At 59.7% G+C, this 17,881-nt stretch carries 13 protein-coding genes; 8 read left to right on the top strand and 5 right to left on the bottom strand.

Annotated elements, in window-relative coordinates; genetic code table 11:
* The first annotated feature begins 276 nt into the window (after nucleotides 1–276).
* Nucleotides 277–2,037 carry a cation:proton antiporter gene (locus ACRESH_RS14835; protein WP_431742711.1) on the top strand — a complete coding sequence of 587 codons (1,761 nt, stop codon included), beginning with the start codon at nucleotides 277–279 and terminating at the stop codon, nucleotides 2,035–2,037.
* Between the two features lie 145 nt (nucleotides 2,038–2,182).
* On the opposite strand, the gene ACRESH_RS14830 is transcribed toward ACRESH_RS14835, so the two are convergent.
* From ACRESH_RS14830 to uvrD, 3 genes are all read right to left on the bottom strand, one after another.
* Nucleotides 2,183–2,590, bottom strand: coding sequence for an SMI1/KNR4 family protein (locus ACRESH_RS14830; RefSeq protein WP_038616029.1), 408 nt, complete (start codon nucleotides 2,588–2,590; stop codon nucleotides 2,183–2,185).
* Nucleotides 2,591–2,702: 112 nt separating this feature from the next.
* Complete coding sequence (locus ACRESH_RS14825) at nucleotides 2,703–3,557, bottom strand: Tim44 domain-containing protein (RefSeq protein WP_431742710.1); 855 nt, start codon at nucleotides 3,555–3,557, stop codon at nucleotides 2,703–2,705.
* Between the two features lie 112 nt (nucleotides 3,558–3,669).
* A complete protein-coding gene (uvrD, locus tag ACRESH_RS14820) occupies nucleotides 3,670–5,853 on the bottom strand; it encodes a DNA helicase II (protein WP_431742709.1) in 2,184 nt (727 codons plus the stop codon).
* 224 nt (nucleotides 5,854–6,077) lie between these two features.
* On the opposite strand from uvrD, the gene ACRESH_RS14815 reads away from it, so the two are divergent.
* Complete coding sequence (locus ACRESH_RS14815; protein ID WP_431742708.1) at nucleotides 6,078–8,936, top strand: putative bifunctional diguanylate cyclase/phosphodiesterase; 2,859 nt, start codon at nucleotides 6,078–6,080, stop codon at nucleotides 8,934–8,936.
* Nucleotides 8,937–9,001: 65 nt separating this feature from the next.
* Here the strand turns inward: ACRESH_RS14815 and zwf are convergent, their stop codons facing one another.
* Entirely contained in the window at nucleotides 9,002–10,444 is a 1,443-nt protein-coding gene (gene zwf / locus ACRESH_RS14810; RefSeq protein WP_431742707.1) for a glucose-6-phosphate dehydrogenase, read from the bottom strand.
* Between the two features lie 104 nt (nucleotides 10,445–10,548).
* On the opposite strand from zwf, the gene hexR reads away from it, so the two are divergent.
* Both hexR and ACRESH_RS14800 read left to right on the top strand, forming a co-directional pair.
* On the top strand, nucleotides 10,549–11,415 hold the full coding sequence (gene hexR / locus ACRESH_RS14805; protein ID WP_038616018.1) for a transcriptional regulator HexR: 867 nt from the start codon (nucleotides 10,549–10,551) through the stop codon (nucleotides 11,413–11,415).
* Nucleotides 11,416–11,514: 99 nt separating this feature from the next.
* On the top strand, nucleotides 11,515–11,733 hold the full coding sequence (locus ACRESH_RS14800) for a PA3496 family putative envelope integrity protein (protein WP_431742706.1): 219 nt from the start codon (nucleotides 11,515–11,517) through the stop codon (nucleotides 11,731–11,733).
* Here ACRESH_RS14800 and ACRESH_RS14795 read toward each other — a convergent pair.
* On the bottom strand, nucleotides 11,675–12,622 hold the full coding sequence (locus ACRESH_RS14795) for a LysR family transcriptional regulator (RefSeq protein WP_431742722.1): 948 nt from the start codon (nucleotides 12,620–12,622) through the stop codon (nucleotides 11,675–11,677). The two genes, ACRESH_RS14800 and ACRESH_RS14795, sit on opposite strands and share 59 nt — an antisense overlap.
* A 203-nt stretch (nucleotides 12,623–12,825) precedes the next feature.
* On the opposite strand from ACRESH_RS14795, the gene ACRESH_RS14790 reads away from it, so the two are divergent.
* From ACRESH_RS14790 to ACRESH_RS14775, 4 genes are all read left to right on the top strand, one after another.
* The gene (locus tag ACRESH_RS14790) at nucleotides 12,826–14,241 is read left to right on the top strand and encodes an acetyl-CoA carboxylase biotin carboxylase subunit (protein ID WP_045186243.1); all 1,416 of its coding nucleotides are present in this window, start codon (nucleotides 12,826–12,828) and stop codon (nucleotides 14,239–14,241) included.
* Nucleotides 14,242–14,252: 11 nt separating this feature from the next.
* Nucleotides 14,253–16,061: a sodium-extruding oxaloacetate decarboxylase subunit alpha gene (gene oadA, locus ACRESH_RS14785; RefSeq protein WP_431742705.1), complete on the top strand. Its 1,809-nt coding sequence runs from the start codon at nucleotides 14,253–14,255 to the stop codon at nucleotides 16,059–16,061.
* 218 nt (nucleotides 16,062–16,279) lie between these two features.
* On the top strand, nucleotides 16,280–17,605 hold the full coding sequence (locus ACRESH_RS14780; RefSeq protein ID WP_431742704.1) for a type II toxin-antitoxin system HipA family toxin: 1,326 nt from the start codon (nucleotides 16,280–16,282) through the stop codon (nucleotides 17,603–17,605).
* Complete coding sequence (locus tag ACRESH_RS14775) at nucleotides 17,602–17,880, top strand: helix-turn-helix domain-containing protein (RefSeq protein ID WP_431742703.1); 279 nt, start codon at nucleotides 17,602–17,604, stop codon at nucleotides 17,878–17,880. Before ACRESH_RS14780 ends, ACRESH_RS14775 begins: the two co-directional genes overlap by 4 nt.
* Nucleotide 17,881: the final 1 nt, after the last annotated feature.

Raw genomic sequence — 17,881 nt, 5'->3', positions numbered from 1 at the left:
TCACGCTTCTTTCCCCTATTACTATTCCCATCTAAAGACGGGACGCTGACAGCGGCCTTGCCGTCACGCTGTTTATGCCATTTGCGGTGTTGAATTGGTCGATCTGTTTCCACTTATTGCATCGGCTTTTCGCGACAGACGGCAGTGTTAACCTGAGGAGGCCCATGCAAGGTGGGTTTCTTACATTCAAAACACTATGTTCTCGCAGCTCAATCAGTCAATTCCGGGGGATGAGTAGCGGTTTGTCCTTCGTCATAAGGTAAGGAGTACCACGCCGTGCATGCCATCAGCTTTATCCAGGACTTGGCAGTGATCATGCTGGTCGCTGGTGTGGTCACCATCCTCTTTCATCGTTTCAAGCAGCCGGTGGTACTGGGTTACATCGTCGCCGGTTTTATCATCGGCCCATACACTCCACCTTTTGGTCTGATTCACGACGAAGACACCATCAAGACCCTCGCAGAACTCGGAGTGATCTTCCTGATGTTCTGCCTGGGCCTGGAATTCAGTCTGCGCAAGCTGTTAAAGGTCGGTGCCACGGCGTTTATCGCAGCGTTCCTGGAAATCGTGCTGATGATCTGGATCGGCTTCGAGATCGGCCGCTGGTTCGGTTGGAGCACCATGGACTCGCTGTTCCTGGGCGCGATTCTGGCTATTTCCTCGACCACCATCATCGTCAAGGCGCTCAATGACCTGAAGATGAAGAACGAGCGCTTTGCCCAGCTGATCTTCGGCGTGCTGATCGTCGAGGATATCCTCGGCATCGGCATCATCGCCTTGCTCTCGGGGATCGCCGTCAGTGGCTCGGTGAGTTCCGGCGAGGTGTTCTCCACCGTCGGCAAGCTTTCGCTGTTCATGATCGTCGCACTGGTCATCGGCATTCTGCTGGTGCCGCGGCTGCTGGCCTATGTGGCACGTTTTGAAAGCAACGAGATGCTGTTGATCACGGTGCTGGGACTGTGTTTTGGCTTCTGCCTGCTGGTCGTCAAACTCGAGTACAGCATGGTGCTAGGGGCTTTCCTGATCGGCGCAATCATGGCCGAATCTCGACAGTTGCTGAATATTGAGCGCTTGATCGAACCGGTTCGCGACCTGTTCAGCGCTATTTTCTTCGTCGCCATCGGCATGATGATCGACCCGCAGGTTCTGGTCGAATATGCCTGGCCGATCGTGGTCATCACCGTTGCTGTGGTGGTGGGCAAGATGCTTTCCTGCGGTATGGGTGCATTTATCGCCGGCAATGACGGACGCACCTCACTGCGTGTGGGGATGGGGCTGTCTCAAATTGGCGAGTTCTCGTTCATCATCGCTGCACTGGGCATGACCCTGCAGGTTACCAGCGACTTTCTCTATCCGGTCGCGGTGGCCGTGTCGGTCATCACAACCCTGCTCACGCCGTACCTTATCCGTGGCGCCGACCCCTTGTCTCTGAAGCTCGCCAAAGTCGTTCCGCAGCGCCTGGCGCGGGTACTGTCGTTGTACGGTGAGTGGCTGCGCAGTATTCAGCCGCAGGGCGAGGGTGCATTACTGGCCTCGATGATCCGGCGCATCCTGTTGCAGGTCGGCGTGAATCTGGCATTGGTGGTGGCGATCTTTTTCAGTGGTGGCTATTTCGCGGCGCGAATTGGTGATTACCTGGGTGAATGGATCAGCGATGTGGGCCAGCAGAAGGCGCTGATCTGGGGTGCGGCACTGCTGCTGTCGCTGCCATTCCTGATTGCCGCTTATCGCAAGCTCAAGGCGCTGTCGATGCTGCTGGCGGAGATGGGCGTCAAGCCGGAAATGGCTGGGCGCCATACCCAGCGGGTGCGCCGGGTGATTGCCGAAGTAATCCCGTTGTTGTCGCTGTTGGTGATCTTCCTGCTGTTGTCGGCACTTTCGGCGAGCATTTTGCCCACCAGTGAGTTGCTGATGCTGATCGTGGTGGTGGCGGCGGGCGTGGTGGCGTTGCTCTGGCGCTGGCTCATTCGCGTGCACACGCGCATGCAGATCGCTTTGCTGGAGACGCTGGACAACCATCAGGAGAATCACCACTAGGGTGATGGGGCAAAACGCTTCCTGCGCGGGCGATTCGAATGTCCGAGGGGATGGAGCGGTAGCGAAATCGCCACGCACAGGAAGGCATGGCGATTCTACGAACATTAATGGCTAAGGGCCATTAATTTGTGAGGGTATTTCTCATTCAGCTTTCCAGCCAGACATCTCGCGCCCAGTGCCAGACCGACTCCCAGCTTTCTTCGGTGACGATCTCTTCTTCGCCGGACCACAGCACCACAGTGCCATCTTCTTCGACGCAGTAGTAATCATCGCCATCTTGGCAGATCGGGATCAGGTCCCGCGGTACACCCGCATCCCAGGCGTTGGCCGCCACCTCTGGCAGGTAGGTGTGCGACTGCGGATCGGTGACAGTAACGGGTTCCAGGCTGCCATAGACCACATCGCTGACCGTCAGCAAGAATTCCTTGAAGACGAATGGAATATTGATGAACAACTCTTCTTCGATTTCGACCAGTTGGTCTTCGTCCGGTAACTCCAGCGGCACCGGTACCGGTTCATTGGCTTCTCGGAGCTGTTCGATGACTTCTTCCACGGTTCTATCCTCTAACCTTTACGACACGCTGCGCGTTATACCCTAGTAGCCCGCTGCGCTAAAAGCAAAACCCCGGGACAGGCCCGGGGTTTTTTTGTGCAATGCCTCAAGATCAGCCGTTCTGACGGATCCCGGCGACCAGCCAAGGCTGGTTTTCGCCCTGGGCGCGTTCCATGTTCCAGCTTTCGCTGAACACTTCGCCCTGATCGAAGCGCGAGGTTTTCGACACACCGCTGAAGGTCAGGGTGGCGATGGTCTTGTCGGCGCGATCATCGACACCTTCAAGTTGCACGTTCAGGTCGTCGATGTAGGTGGACTGGAAGCCATCACCCAGGTCCGCACGCTCCTGCTTGAGGAACTGCAGCATCTGCGGGGTGACGAACTCGGCGATCTTGTCCATTTCGTTGGCATCCCAGTGCTGCTGCAGCGTCTGGAAGTGGTTGCGGGCAGCGGCCAGGAAGCTTTGCTCGTTGAACCACGCCGGTGCGTTGATCACCGGACGGGCAGCAGCGGCGGGCGCGGCAGAACCACCGAAAATCGACGGCTGGGCAGTCGGCTGATGTGCTTCACGCTGGAACGGCGCGTGACCGGCGGCGGCCATTTGTGGCTGCTGCTTGCGACGACGAGCGGCGATGAAGCGGAACACCAGGAAGGCGATCAGCGCCATGATCAGAATGTCGAAGATCTGCATGCCGTCGAAGCCATCGCCCATGAACATCGAGGCCAGCAGGCCACCGGCGGCGATACCGGCCAGCGGGCCGAGCCAGCGCGAAGCACCGCTGGCGGCTGCAGGTGCGCGACCTGGAGCGGTTGGCGAGGCAGCCGGAGTAGCCGGGGCAGCCTGGCGGGTCTGGTGCATTGGCGCGGCGCCTGAGCTTTTGCCGCCGCCCATGCGTTTGGCGTTGGCGTCGAGGCTCATCGTCAGGCCGATGCACAACGCCAGGGCGATGCTAAGAAAACGTTGCATAGAAGGGTATTCCCGTTTTGTGGATTGCACGCGCGCCATGTTGCACAGGTTGTAGGACACATGACCAGCGCCAAGATGTTTCCATCTTTTGCTCAATAAACCCCGCTCCCACCTAAAGGGCTTCGAGCTTGGCGTAGCCGAGCATCAGCCATTTGCTGCCTTCGGCAAAGTTTACCTGCACCCGGGCCTGGGCGCCGGACCCTTCGAAATTGAGGATCACGCCTTCGCCGAACACCGCGTGCTGCACGCGCTGGCCAAGGTTGAAGGCGGTTTGCGGAATGTTCGCGTTGGCGAACAGGCTGCTGGTGTTTTGCTTCTGACCGGAGCCGAAAGGGCGGCTGACGCTGTTGGACAGGCGTACTTCCTGGATCAGCCCCGCCGGAATTTCGCGAACGAAACGGGAAACCTTGTTGTAGGTTTCACTGCCATAGAGGCGTCGGGTTTCGGCGTAGGTCATCACCAGTTGCTGCATGGCCCGGGTGATACCGACATAGGCTAGTCGGCGTTCCTCAGCCAGACGGCCGGGCTCTTCCAGGCTCATCTTGTGCGGGAACAGGCCTTCCTCCATACCGACCAGGAACACATGGGGGAATTCCAGACCTTTGGCGCTGTGCAGAGTCATCAGCTGGATGCTGTCTTCGTGCTCGTCGGCCTGGGCATCGCCAGCTTCCAGTGAAGCATGGCCGAGGAAAGCGGCCAAAGGCGAGAGTTCGGCGTCTTCTTCACTGGTTTCGAAGTTGCGTGCGGCGCTGACCAGTTCTTCAAGGTTTTCTACCCGTGCCTGACCCTTCTCACCTTTTTCTTCCTGGTGATAGATGATCAGCCCGGACTGCTCGATGACCGTCTGGGTCATCAGGTGCAGCGGCATCTCCATGACCTTGGCGGCGAGGTTTTCAATCAGTTCGATGAACGCGGCCAGGGCGCTGGCAGCGCGGCCCTTGAGGGCTTTGTTGGCGATCAGCAGGTTCATCGACTCCCACATCGACACTTCGGCGTGCCGTGCGTGGTCGCGAATCGCTTCGACGGTCTTCTCGCCGATACCCCGCGGCGGGACGTTGATCACCCGCTCCAACGCTGCATCATTACCGCGACCTTCGAGCAGGCGCAGGTAGGCCATGGCGTTCTTGATCTCGGCGCGCTCGAAGAAGCGCTGGCCACCGTAGATGCGGTAGGGGATGCGTTCACGCAGCAAGGCTTCTTCAAGCACCCGCGACTGGGCGTTGGAGCGGTACAGGATGGCGATGTCGCTGCGTGCCAGGCCGGTCTTGAGCACGCTCTCGATGGTTTCGACCACATAGCGCGCTTCATCGTGTTCGTTGAAGGCCGCATACAGGCTCAAGGGCTCGCCATCGCCGCCGTCGGTCCACAGCTCCTTGCCCAGGCGGTCGCTGTTGTTGGCGATCAGGGCGTTGGCGGCCTTGAGGATGCCGGCAGTGGAGCGATAGTTCTGCTCCAGGCGGATCAGTTCGGCGTCGGGGAAGTCGGCGCTGTACTGGTGGATGTTCTCGATCTTGGCACCACGCCAGCCGTAAATGGACTGGTCGTCGTCGCCTACCACCATCAGGCTGTCGCCACCTTTGGACAGCAGACGCAACCAGGCGTACTGCACGGCGTTGGTATCCTGGAACTCGTCCACCAGCACATGACGGAAGCGCCGCTGGTAGTGTTCGAGCAGGCCCGGGTGGTCACGCCACAGGTCCAGGGCACGCAACAGCAGTTCGGAGAAGTCGATGACCCCGGCGCGCTGACAAGCCGCCTCGTAGGCCTCATAGATGCTGCGCATGGTGCCCAGGTACAGGTCGCCGCTGGCCTGGATGTGTTGCGGGCGCAAACCCTCGTCTTTCTGCCCGTTGATGAACCATTGAGCCTGGCGCGCCGGCCAGCGCTGTTCATCGAGGCCCAGCTCGCGGACCACCCGCTTGACCAGGCGTTGCTGGTCGTCGCTGTCGAGAATCTGGAAGTTCTGGTTCAACCCGGCTTCCTGCCAGTGCGCACGCAGCAGGCGATGGGCCAGGCCGTGGAAGGTGCCTACCCACATACCGGCCGGGTTGATGCCCATCAACTGCTCGATGCGCTGGCGCATCTCGGCAGCGGCCTTGTTGGTGAAGGTCACCGACAGGATCGAGTGCGGCGAGGCTTGCTCGACCTGGATCAACCAGGCGATGCGGTGCACCAGCACACGGGTTTTGCCGGAGCCGGCACCGGCCAGGACCAACTGACGACCCACGGGGGCCGCTACGGCCTGGCGTTGGGCGTCGTTGAGGGAGTTCAACAGGAGAGAGAGATCATCGCGCATTGGACCATTTTAGGGGCGCGGACAACCCTTGGGCAAATATACAGTAGAAAAACTTGGCCCTGATGACCGGACGGTCATCTGCCTGTAGCCCAAGGCCTGCGCGCTTGAGCGCTTTTCGTCGGAAATCAGGGCAGCAGAATAATGATCCAGAGCAGTTTGGCGCAGGCACTTGCTTGTGTATGCTCCGTGCACGTTTAGGGCTAACCATTACAAGAACACTGCCTATGACCTCTGGTTCCGGCTCCGTCGGCGTGCCACTGCAGACACGCGGGAGTATTCGCAAGCAATTCGCTACGCAACTGGCGGTAGAGCGCACCCGGCTGCTCTATCAAGGCTCGTTGCTGCCTACCTTGTTCATGCTGCTCAATGGCCTGGTCTGTGCCTGGTTGCTTTGGAGCCCGGCGCGCTACCTGCTGGTCAGCGTCTGGGTGGTCTGGTTGATGGCGCTGGTTGCCCTGAGGGTTATCCAGGTTGCCGCGTTTGATTCGGCCATGCCCGAACGTCAGGCCCAGCCGACCTGGTGGCGAATGTTTCTGTCGGGCTCGGCGTTCAGTGGCCTGACCCTGGCCAGCGCAGCTATTGCCCTGGTCCCTGTGGATAACTTTGTGCAGCAGGCTTGGGTGTTCGGCTTGCTGGGGGCGGCGACCTTGTCTGCCAGTATTGCCTATGCCGTCAGCCTGCCTGCTTTTCTCAGTTTCACCTTGCCCTGCCTGCTACCACCCATCGCTTTTTTGTTCTGGAGTGGCGACGAACAGCAATGGGGTTGGGGCTGGCTGGGGCTGATTTTGCTGGGGGCTCTGTTGGTCGTGGCCTGGCAGGTTAACCGGCTGATTGAAGGTGGCCTGCTCAGGCGCTTCCAGAACCAGGCACTGATCGAACACCTGCAAACCGCTCAGCTGCGCAGCGAACGGCTCAATCAGGCGCTGGCTGGCGAAGTTGAGCAGCGGTGTCTGATCGAGGGGCAACTGCGCGAGGCTCAGGTCGGCCTGGAGTCGCGAGTAAATCAAGCCAACCATGCGCTAAGCAAAAGCGAGCAGCGTCTGGCCTTGGCCCTGGAGGCCAGTGAACTGGGGCTGTGGGACTGGAACCTGGAGACCGATGAGGTTCACCATACCCAGCTCCGCGAATTGTTCGGCCTGGAACCGGCCCAGGTGCGCAGCGTACGCAATGACCTCAAGCCGCGCCTGCATCCAGATGATTTGCCGTTGTTACGGCGCACGTTGGTCGAACACCTCAAGGGGCGTAGCGAGGATTACCGGGTCGAATACCGTGTGCGCCATAGCCAGGGGCATTGGTGCTGGATTGAAGACCGCGGCCGGGCTGTCGAGTACGGCACCAATGGCAAGGTCCTGCGCATGCTGGGCACGCGCCGCGATGTTTCGGCGCAGAAGGCTCAGGAGGAACAGCAGCGCTTGGCTGCCACGGTGTTCGAGGCGGCCAGCGAAGGCATTGCCATTCTTGACCCGGACTTTGTGCTGTTGGCGGTCAATCAGGCGTACTGCGAAGTTACCGGCTACTCCCGTGAAGAGCTGCTCTCACGCAACGCCTTGGAGCTGCCTTGCAGCCGCGACGCGCGACGGCATAGTCTGGCCATCGAACAGACCCTGGAACAGCAGGGTCGCTGGCAAGGTGAGCTGGTTGAAGCACGCAAGAATGGCGAGCTGTACCCGCAATGGCTGCAATTGAATGGGGTGCGCGATGCCCGCGGCAACATCAGCCATATTGTCGGCTTCTTCACCGACCTGTCGGCTCGCCGTGAATCGGAAGAGCGCCTGCGCTACCTGGCGCATTACGACGAACTGACCGGGCTGGCCAACCGTGCACTGTTCCGCCTGCGCCTGCACGATGCCGGGCAGCGGGTAAGGCTTAACGGTCGCAGCCTGGCGTTGCTGCACATCGATCTGGATCGCTTCAAGTTGCTGAATGAAAGCCTGGGTCATGAGCTGGCTGACCAACTGCTCAAGAAGATGGCCCGGCGCATCGCCAACGCGGTGCCGGAAGCCGATACCGTGGCGCGCTTGTCTGGTGATGAGTTTGCCGTGCTGTTCGATGGCTACAACAATCTGTCCAGTCTGGTACGGGTGACCACGCGCCTGCTGGACAAGTTGCGCGTGCCGCAGCGTCTGGATGGTCATGAGGTGGTGATCAGCGCTTCAGTAGGTATCAGTTTGCTGTCGGATGCCACCTTCGACTTGGGTGCCCTGGTCAGCCAGGCCGACATGGCCAAACAGCATGCCAAGCATCTGGGCGGTGACAGCTTCCAGTTCTACACCGAGAACCTGCGCGCCAACACCCTTGAGCGTCTGCAATTGGAGAACCACTTGCGCAAGGCCATCGACGAGAACCAGTTGCTGGTCTACTACCAGCCCAAGCTGTGCCTGCGCCAAGGCCAGTTGCTTGCGGCCGAAGCATTAGTGCGCTGGCAGCACCCGCAATGGGGCATGGTGCCGCCGAGTGAGTTCATCGGCTTGGCCGAAGAGACCGGGTTGATCGCCCCCATCGGTGAGTTCGTCCTGCGCCAAGCCTGCTGGCAGGCCTGCGAATGGCAGCGTCAAGGGCTGGCGCCGATCCGTGTTTCGGTGAACCTGTCGGTGTACCAGTTGCGTCAGGGCAAGTTGGTCAGCCTGGTGCGCCAGGTCCTGGAGGAGAGTGGCTTGGCACCCCACCTGCTGGAACTGGAGCTGACAGAAAGCCAGTTACTCGACAGCGTCGAGCACATCATCACCACGTTTGAGCAATTGCATGAGCTCGGGGTCAAGTTGGCGATCGATGATTTCGGCACGGGCTATTCATCGCTCAGCTACCTCAAGCGGTTCCCGGTGGACTACGTCAAGATCGACCGGGCTTTTGTTTGTGGCCTGCACGAAGGCAGCGAAGACGCCGCGATAACCCGGGCGATCATTGCCATGGCCAAAAGCCTGGATCTGAAAGTGGTTGCCGAGGGCGTGGAAACCCCGGAGCAGCTGGCCTTGCTGCGTGAGCAGGGGTGTGACGAAGTGCAGGGTTACCTGATCAGCAAACCCGTGGATGCCAGTGCATTCAAGGAGTTGCTGGGGCGTAGCGCGACCCGTTTTATCGGATAGCAGACCTCCCCGCAGCAAAGGCCTGCTTCTTGCCATCCAGGCGCCCACCGGGAGCTGAAAAGCCTTCAGCCGTGCCAGGCGCTACCTTGGCGTGCCAGCAGGCTATGTGCCTGCTCCGGTCCATTGGACCCGGCAGGGTAGGGCCTGGGCGCCTGGAAGTGTTCCTGCCAGCCATTGAGGATCGGATCGATCCAGGCCCAGGCCGCCTCGACCTCGTCACGGCGCATGAATAGCGTCGAGTCGCCTTCGAGTACATCCAGCAGCAGGCGCTCATAGGCGTCCCAGCGACGGGTCTGGCCGAACACCTGGGCCAGGTTCAGGTTCAGCTCCACCGGCTCCAGACGCATACCCTTACCGGGCGTCTTGGTCATCATCTGCAGGCTGATGCGCTCGTCAGGCTGCAACTGGATCAGCAGTTGGTTGGCCTGATCACCCTCGAACAGGCGGTGAGGTACCGGTTTGAACTGGATGACGATCTGCGAGGAGCGTTTGGCCAGGCGTTTGCCGGTGCGCAGATAGAAAGGCACGCCGGCCCAGCGCCAGTTGTCTATATGCGCTTCAACGGCGACGAACGTTTCGGTATCGCTGTCGTTGTCGACATCTTTCTCGAAATAGTAGGCAGGGACTTCCTGGCCACCGATCTTGCCGGCGCTGTATTGACCGCGCACGGTCTTGTCCTGCACGTCCTGGCCGCCGATGGGTTTGAGGGCCTTGAGGATTTTTACCTTTTCGTCGCGCACAGCTTCCGCCTCGAACTGCGCGGGCGGCTCCATGGCCACCAGGCAGAGTAGTTGCAGCAGGTGGTTCTGCAGCATGTCGCGGGTGGCGCCGGCACGGTCGTAGTAGGCGCCGCGGTTCTCCACACCAAGGGTTTCACAGACGCTGATCTGCACATGATCGATCTGATTGTTGCGCCACACCGGTTCCAGCAGGGCGTTGGCAAAGCGCAGAGCCATGAGGTTCTGCACGGTTTCCTTGCCCAGGTAGTGATCGATGCGAAACACCTGCGACTCGTCGAACACTGCGCCGATGGCCTGGTTGATCGCGGTGGCCGACTCCAGTGAATGGCCGATAGGTTTTTCCAGGACAATGCGTGCTTCGCTATCGGCCAGGCCCGCGACTTTCATGTGGTTGGCGATGGGCACGAACAGGTTCGGCGCGGTAGCCAGGTAGTAGACGCGGGTCAGGCCGCCCGGCTCGCCGAGGAATCGTGCCAGGCGACCGAAGTCGGCGCTTTGCGCGGCATCCATGGAGAAGTAGTCCAGACGCGCAGAGAAGCGTGCCCAGACATCTTCGTCGAAGTCGTTGCGGGCAATCTGGGCCCGGCAGCGGCGCTCGGCGAGCTTGAGATATTCACGGCGTGGCAGGTTGCGCCGGGCCAGGGCAATGATCCGTACGGCAATGTGCAGGCGGCTCTCGCGATACAGGTGGTAGAGCGCCGGAAGCAGTTTGTGCAGGGCCAGATCACCGGTGCCGCCGAACACCATGATGTCGCAAGGGATAGTCAATACCACCACTCTCCTGGTTCGTTTAGCTGGGCGGGTCGCCGGTCATGTAGTATAACTACAAGAAAGCTACAACCCGGTCAGTCGATCATAACCGAGTCCTGCCCTTGAATCTGTTGCAACACATCGCCCAGTCGCGCCATCTGCTACGCAAATCGGAACTGAAGGTTGCCGATCACGTGCTGCTGGATCCTGCAGCCGTCATGCACAGCTCCATGGCCGATCTTGCCCACAGCGTTGGTATCAGTGAGCCGACCATCGTGCGCTTTTGCCGAGCCATCGGTTGTTCCGGGTTCCAGGACCTCAAGCTCAAGCTGGCCCAGAGTCTGGCGGCGGGTGCCAGCTTTGGCCAGTTCGCTATTCATGAAGACGACTCGGTTGCCGACTACAGCCTGAAGATTTTCGATACCACCCTGCATACCCTGATGGAAGTGCGCGAGCACCTCGACCCTCAGGCCCTGCAGCGTGCGGTGTCGGCCATGGCCCAGGCCCAGCGCGTCGAGTTCTATGGCTTCGGTGCTTCCGGTGCGGTGGCGGCTGACGCCCAGCACAAGTTCTTCCGCTTGCTGCTCACTGCGGCGGCGTATTCCGACCCGCATATGCAGGCAATGTCGGCGGTGACCCTCAAACCGGGTGATGTGGCCATTTGCATCTCCCAGTCAGGACGCTCCAAGGACCTGCTGATCACGGCCAACCTGGTGCGTGAAAGCGGGGCCACGCTGATTACCCTGTGTCCGAGCCAGACCCCACTGGCGGAGCTGTCGACGGTCAACCTGGCGATCGACGTGCACGAAGACACCGAGATCTACACCCCCCTGACATCGCGTATTGCCCACCTGGTGGTGATCGATGTGCTCGCCATGGGTGTGGCCATGGCCCGCGGCCCGAGCCTGGTCAATCACCTCAAGAGCGTCAAGCGCAGTTTGCGCAGCCTGCGCCTGTCGCCCAAGTCGATCAAGGCGATGGACGACTGATCCTGGCTACTGTTTCATCGATTTGTCATTGGCGCGCCGCCAAATCGTAATGCCGCGTAGTCAGGCTAAAACTCCCGCACTCGATCAGGGAGATATGCAATGGCTCGTGAACTCGATGGCTCGTATCAACCCAACGCCAAGTCCCGCAAGCAGCAGGAGAAGGATCAGCGCCGCATGGAGTTCCGCCGCGCGATCGAAAGCTACTCCGAGCAGCGTCGCCTGCTCCAGGAAATTGCCGATTACCCCGAATTGCAAGCCATCAACGTATGGCAGGTATCGGCGGCAAGCTCCCCGAAAAACGCTCAACAAGCCCGCTGATTTGCGTCCGTTCGCTACGGATGAATGCAAGAAAGGCCAAGGCCACCGGTGACTGCCGCTTGGCCTTGGACTGCACCACGCACCAACTGCGGTACAGCGGCAACTCTTCAACCGGTAACTCGCATAGCACGCCGGTGGCCAGTTCCAGGTTCAGTGCGTGACGGGTCAGCAAGGCAATGCCCAGGCCGGCAATCACGCATTCGCGCTGGGCATCGGCCGAGGCGACCTCAAGGGTCTGGGTGAAGTGCACGCGCTTGTCCTTGAAGTACTCCTCGCAGGCCTTGCGGGTGCCCGAACCTTGTTCGCGAACCAGCAGGGTATGCGGCTCCAGATCCTGCAGGCGCAGCTTCTCCAGCTTGCACAGCGGATGATCGGGTGGGGCCACGGCGACAATCGGATTGTTGAGGAACGGCAGGAACTCCAGGCCCATATCCTGGGGCACCATGGACATGATGATCAGGTCGTCGCGGTTGTCCGAGAGACGGCGGATGGCCTGGGCCCGATTGACTACGGTGAGGGTAAGACTGACCTCAGGGTGCTGGCGCTTGAAGGCGGCGAACAGGTGCGGAACGAAGTATTTGGCGCTGGACTCCACCGCCAGCTTCAACTGTCCTTGCAACGAGCCCTGCATGTCGGAAAGCTGCATGTCGAGGCTTTCCAGGCGGCCGAAGATGTCTCGGCTGGCGCGTTGCAGGGCTTCGGCAGCCTCGGTCAGGTAGAGCTTTTTGCCGACGTACTCGAACAGCGGCTGGCCTACCAGCTCTTCGAGCTGGCGGATCTGTAGACTAACGGCGGGTTGCGTCAGGTTCATCTCCTCGGCCGCCCGGCTATAGGAACGTAAATCACAGACTTCATTGAAGACCTGCAATTGACGCAATGTCATACGCATCAATGACTTACGCATTTTATCCGTGTCCCGGCAAAACCTTGTAACAGCACTATAAGCTTTTGCTAATGCACACCCTAATAAATATTGATTTTTGTTTATCCAGAGACAGCGCTAGGGTAAAGATGCGACTGGCCAGCGACGATTGGTCACGCGCCGACCGGCATTGCCGGCTCGTTTGTTCTAGCGGCCTTGGGAATACTCCAGTGATAAAAAAAATCCTGATCGCCAACAGGGGTGAAATTGCAGTTCGGATCGTGCGTGCCTGCGCCGAAATGGGCATTCGCTCCGTAGCGATCTACTCCGACGCCGACCGCCACGCCTTGCACGTCAAACGTGCCGATGAGGCCCACAGCATTGGTGCCGAGCCCCTGGCCGGCTACCTGAACCCGCGCAAGCTGGTGAACCTGGCTGTGGAAACCGGTTGTGATGCCCTGCATCCCGGTTATGGGTTTTTGTCGGAGAACGCTGAACTTGCGGACATCTGTGCTGAACGTGGGATCAAGTTCATTGGCCCGGCAGCCGAAGTCATTCGCCGCATGGGTGACAAGACCGAAGCCCGCCGCAGCATGATCAAGGCCGGTGTCCCAGTGACCCCAGGCACTGAAGGCAATGTCGCCGACATCCATGAAGCGCTTGAGGAAGGTGACCGCATCGGTTATCCGGTGATGCTCAAGGCCACCTCCGGTGGTGGCGGTCGCGGCATTCGTCGCTGCAACAGCCGCGAGGAGCTGGAACAGGCATTTCCACGGGTGATTTCCGAAGCGACCAAGGCCTTCGGTTCGGCGGAAGTGTTCCTGGAAAAATGTATCGTCAATCCGAAACATATCGAAGCGCAGATCCTCGGTGACAGCTTCGGCAACGTTGTACACCTGTTCGAACGCGACTGCTCGATCCAGCGCCGTAACCAGAAGCTCATCGAAATCGCCCCCAGCCCGCAACTGACGCCTGAACAGCGCGCCTATATCGGTGACCTGTCGGTGCGCGCAGCCAAGGCCGTGGGTTACGAGAACGCCGGTACCGTGGAGTTCCTGCTCGCCGATGGCGAGGTGTACTTCATGGAGATGAACACCCGGGTGCAGGTGGAACACACCATCACCGAAGAAATCACCGGTATCGACATCGTTCGCGAGCAGATCCGTATTGCTTCGGGCCTGCCGCTGTCGGTCAAGCAGGAAGATATCCAGCACCGCGGCTTTGCCCTGCAGTTCCGGATCAATGCCGAAGATCCAAAAAACAACTTCCTGCCAAGCTTCGGCAAGATCACCCGTTACTACGCACCCGGTGGTCCCGGCGTACGTACCGACACGGCGATTTACACCGGCTACACCATTCCACCGTTCTACGACTCCATGTGCCTGAAACTGGTGGTCTGGGCGCTGACCTGGGAAGAGGCCATGGACCGCGGCCTGCGGGCGCTGGACGACATGCGTGTGCAAGGGGTGAAGACCACTGCCGCCTATTACCAGGAAATCCTGCGCAATCCGGAGTTCCGCAGCGGTCAGTTCAATACCAGCTTCGTTGAAAGCCATCCGGAACTGACCAACTACTCGATCAAGCGCAAACCCGAAGAGCTGGCCTTGGCCATCGCCGCCGCCATTGCCGCCCACGCAGGCCTGTGAGGAATCCCATAATGTCCAAGAAAATCTTTGTAACCGACACAATCCTGCGCGACGCCCACCAGTCCCTGCTGGCCACCCGCATGCGTACCGACGACATGCTGCCGATCTGCGACACGCTCGACAAGGTCGGCTACTGGTCGCTGGAAGTCTGGGGCGGCGCGACCTTCGACGCCTGTGTGCGCTTTCTCAAGGAAGACCCGTGGGAGCGCTTGCGCAAGCTGCGTGCAGCGTTGCCAAACACCCGTCTGCAAATGTTGCTGCGCGGCCAGAACCTGCTCGGCTACCGCCACTACAGCGACGACGTGGTCAAAGCCTTCGTGGCCAAGGCCGCCGTCAACGGTATCGACGTGTTCCGCATCTTCGATGCCATGAACGACGTGCGTAACCTGCGCGTGGCCATCGAGGCGGTCAAGGCCGCCGGCAAGCACGCCCAGGGCACCATTGCCTACACCACCAGCCCTGTGCACACCATTGACGCCTTTGTGGCCCAGGCCAAGCAGATGGAAGCCATGGGTTGCGACTCGGTGGCGATCAAGGACATGGCCGGCCTGTTGACCCCTTACGCCACTGGCGAACTGGTCAAGGCGCTGAAGGCCGAGCAATCGCTGCCGGTGTTCGTTCACTCCCACGACACCGCTGGCCTGGCTGCCATGTGCCAGCTCAAAGCCATCGAGAACGGCGCCGATCATATCGACACCGCCATCTCCAGCTTCGCTTGGGGCACCAGCCACCCGGGTACCGAGTCGATGGTCGCGGCGCTCAAGGGCAGCGAGTTCGATACCGGTCTGGACCTGGAGCTGCTGCAGGAAATCGGCCTGTACTTCTATGCCGTGCGCAAGAAGTACCACCAGTTCGAAAGCGAGTTCACCTCCGTGGACACCCGCGTGCAAGTGAACCAGGTGCCGGGCGGGATGATTTCCAACCTGGCCAACCAGCTCAAGGAGCAGGGCGCGCTCAACCGCATGAATGAAGTGCTGGCTGAGATCCCGCGCGTGCGTGAAGACCTCGGTTTCCCGCCGTTGGTGACCCCGACCTCGCAAATCGTTGGCACTCAGGCGTTTTTCAACGTCCTGGCTGGCGAGCGCTACAAGACCATCACCAACGAGGTGAAGCTGTACCTGCAAGGCGGTTACGGCAAGGCCCCGGGTGTGGTCGACGAGAACCTGCGTCGTCAGGCCATCGGCAGCGAAGAGGTCATCGATGTGCGCCCGGCAGACCTGCTCAAGCCGGAAATGACCAAGCTGCGTGCCGATATCGGCAACTTGGCCAAGTCCGAAGAAGACGTGCTGACCTTCGCCATGTTCCCGGACATCGGGCGCAAGTTCCTCGAAGAGCGCGAAGCGGGCTCCCTGACTCCTGAAGTGCTGCTGCCGATTCCGGAAGCTGGCAAGGTGGCCTCGGCTGGCGGTGAAGGCGTGCCGACCGAGTTCGTCATCGACGTCCACGGCGAAACCTACCGCGTCGACATTACCGGTGTCGGTGTCAAGGCCGAAGGCAAGCGTCACTTCTACCTGTCCATCGACGGCATGCCGGAAGAAGTGGTGTTCGAGCCGCTCAACGAATTCGTCGGCGGCGGCAGCAGCAAGCGCAAGCAGGCCAGCGCACCAGGTCACGTCAGCACCACCATGCCGGGCAACATCGTCGATGTGCTGGTCAAGGAAGGTGACATGGTCAAGGCCGGCCAGTCGGTGTTGATCACCGAAGCCATGAAGATGGAAACCGAAGTCCAGGCGGCCATCGCCGGCAAGGTTACTGCCATCCACGTGGCCAAGGGCGACCGGGTCAACCCGGGCGAAATCCTGATCGAGATCGAGGGCTGATTTTCAAGCCTTCATCTACAAGCGGTTAACCTCTGGGGGGCGTATGCTCCCCCTTTTTTGCACAGAATAATGCATTATATTGCATATTCAGTGAGTTGTATTGGCTGCTATCTGCATTTAGATGCAGGTATCGCTTTTGTGGTTGGCTGTAAATTGCACTATATTGCAGATTAGAAACCGATTGGTCCGGTGAAAATGCAGTAAATTACAGGTCTATCATGCAGCTACTCACACTTCAGCTCTATGCAGATGGTCGGTGGCAGGACGTCATGTCCATGAATTTCGCGCAGCCAGAAAACGCATTTCTGAGCCCTTGCGAAATCGCCTACAAATCCGACTACATCAGAAACAACCTGGACGCCTACCAGAGCACCTTTGCCATGGCTGTCAGTGCCAGGCTGCCAGTTGACTACGACACGTTTTCGCTGAAGCAGGCGCCGGCCTTCCTCTACGACATCGCGCCGTCGGGTGCCGCCAAGCGTTTCCTGCTCAAGCATATCGGGCGTGAGAAGCCTCAAGGTCTGGGTGATGACCTCTACCTGTTGGGTCGCAGTACGCCCGCGCCCATTGGCAATCTACGTGTCAAGGAGTCGGTCGAGGCGCTGGATGGTGCCAAGCCAATGGGCTTCACCCGTCAGGATGTAGTCATCCGCGACCAGCGATTTCTGGAGTATGCCTACGAGCAAGGTGCCGCGATTGGCGGTGCGACCGGGGCGGGCGGGGAGGCGCCCAAGCTGTTGCTCACCGCGGACGCGAATGGGCAACTCTATCCGGATGCGGTCCTGGACGATAGCCGGGCGACTTGCCACTGGTTTGTAAAATTTGCGCGTAATCAGGCACTGAACAACGATCAGGACATCCTGCGCGCCGAATACCTGTACTACAAGGCCCTGCAGCAGCTCGGTATCGATACCGTAGCGACCGCCGAACTGGCCCTGGAAGAAGCAACCAAGCCGAGCTTGTGGATGAAACGCTTTGATCGTCAGGTCAGTGAGCGGGGCGTTGAACGGCTGGCGGTAGAATCGATTTACTCACTGGCAGGTGTGGCTGAGACGGGAGCGCGGATGGACCATCTGGAGGTCATCACCTTGCTGGTTAAGCTGTGGATTGAGGCTGGACAGAAGGCTCAGGTGCCAGATCTTGTCGCCGACTATCTGCGTCGGGACTTGATCAACATGATCCTTGGCAACGCCGACAACCATGGCCGCAATACTGCGGTGATTCGCAGCCAGGATGCGCTACATATGGCACCGATCTATGACCTTGCGCCTATGGTGATGGACGCTGAAGGCATCACCCGAACTATCAAATGGCTTAAAGCTGGAGAACATGGAGGCGAGTTCAATTGGCGCGCAGTCTGTGACGGCCTGAAAGGCCTGATAGATCCGCAACAGGCGTTTGAACGGCTTTGTCAGGACGCTCGGGCGTTGCTGGCATTGCCAGACTTTTTGGCCGATAGCGGGTTACCAGACTCTGTGATGAATCATCCAGCGATTGCCTTGAAAAACCTTGAGCAACGAATGAAAGGCTGGGGGCTGCAATGACGGTTTCAATAGATGTACGCGGCCTGCTGATCGAAGGTGTACGAGAAGGAATCGCCGATGGCACCCTGGAACTGGGTGCGGCGGTACGGCGACTGCGGGTCGAAGTGGCAAAGCTTCATCAAAGCCAGTTCGCCCGCATGTGCAAAATTTCTGTGCGCACCCTGATTCAGATTGAACAAGACGAAGGGAATCCGACGCTCAAATCGCTGAACGCCGTGTTCCGGCCTTTCGGTCTGCAGATGGGGGTGGTCAGGCGTGTGCGTCAGGTCAGCTGAG

The organism is Pseudomonas sp. (assembly GCF_050739775.1).
Classification (GTDB): Bacteria; Pseudomonadota; Gammaproteobacteria; order Pseudomonadales; family Pseudomonadaceae; genus Aquipseudomonas.
Note: the sequence above shows the minus strand (reverse complement) of the source record. Positions and strands in the feature narration are given on the sequence as shown.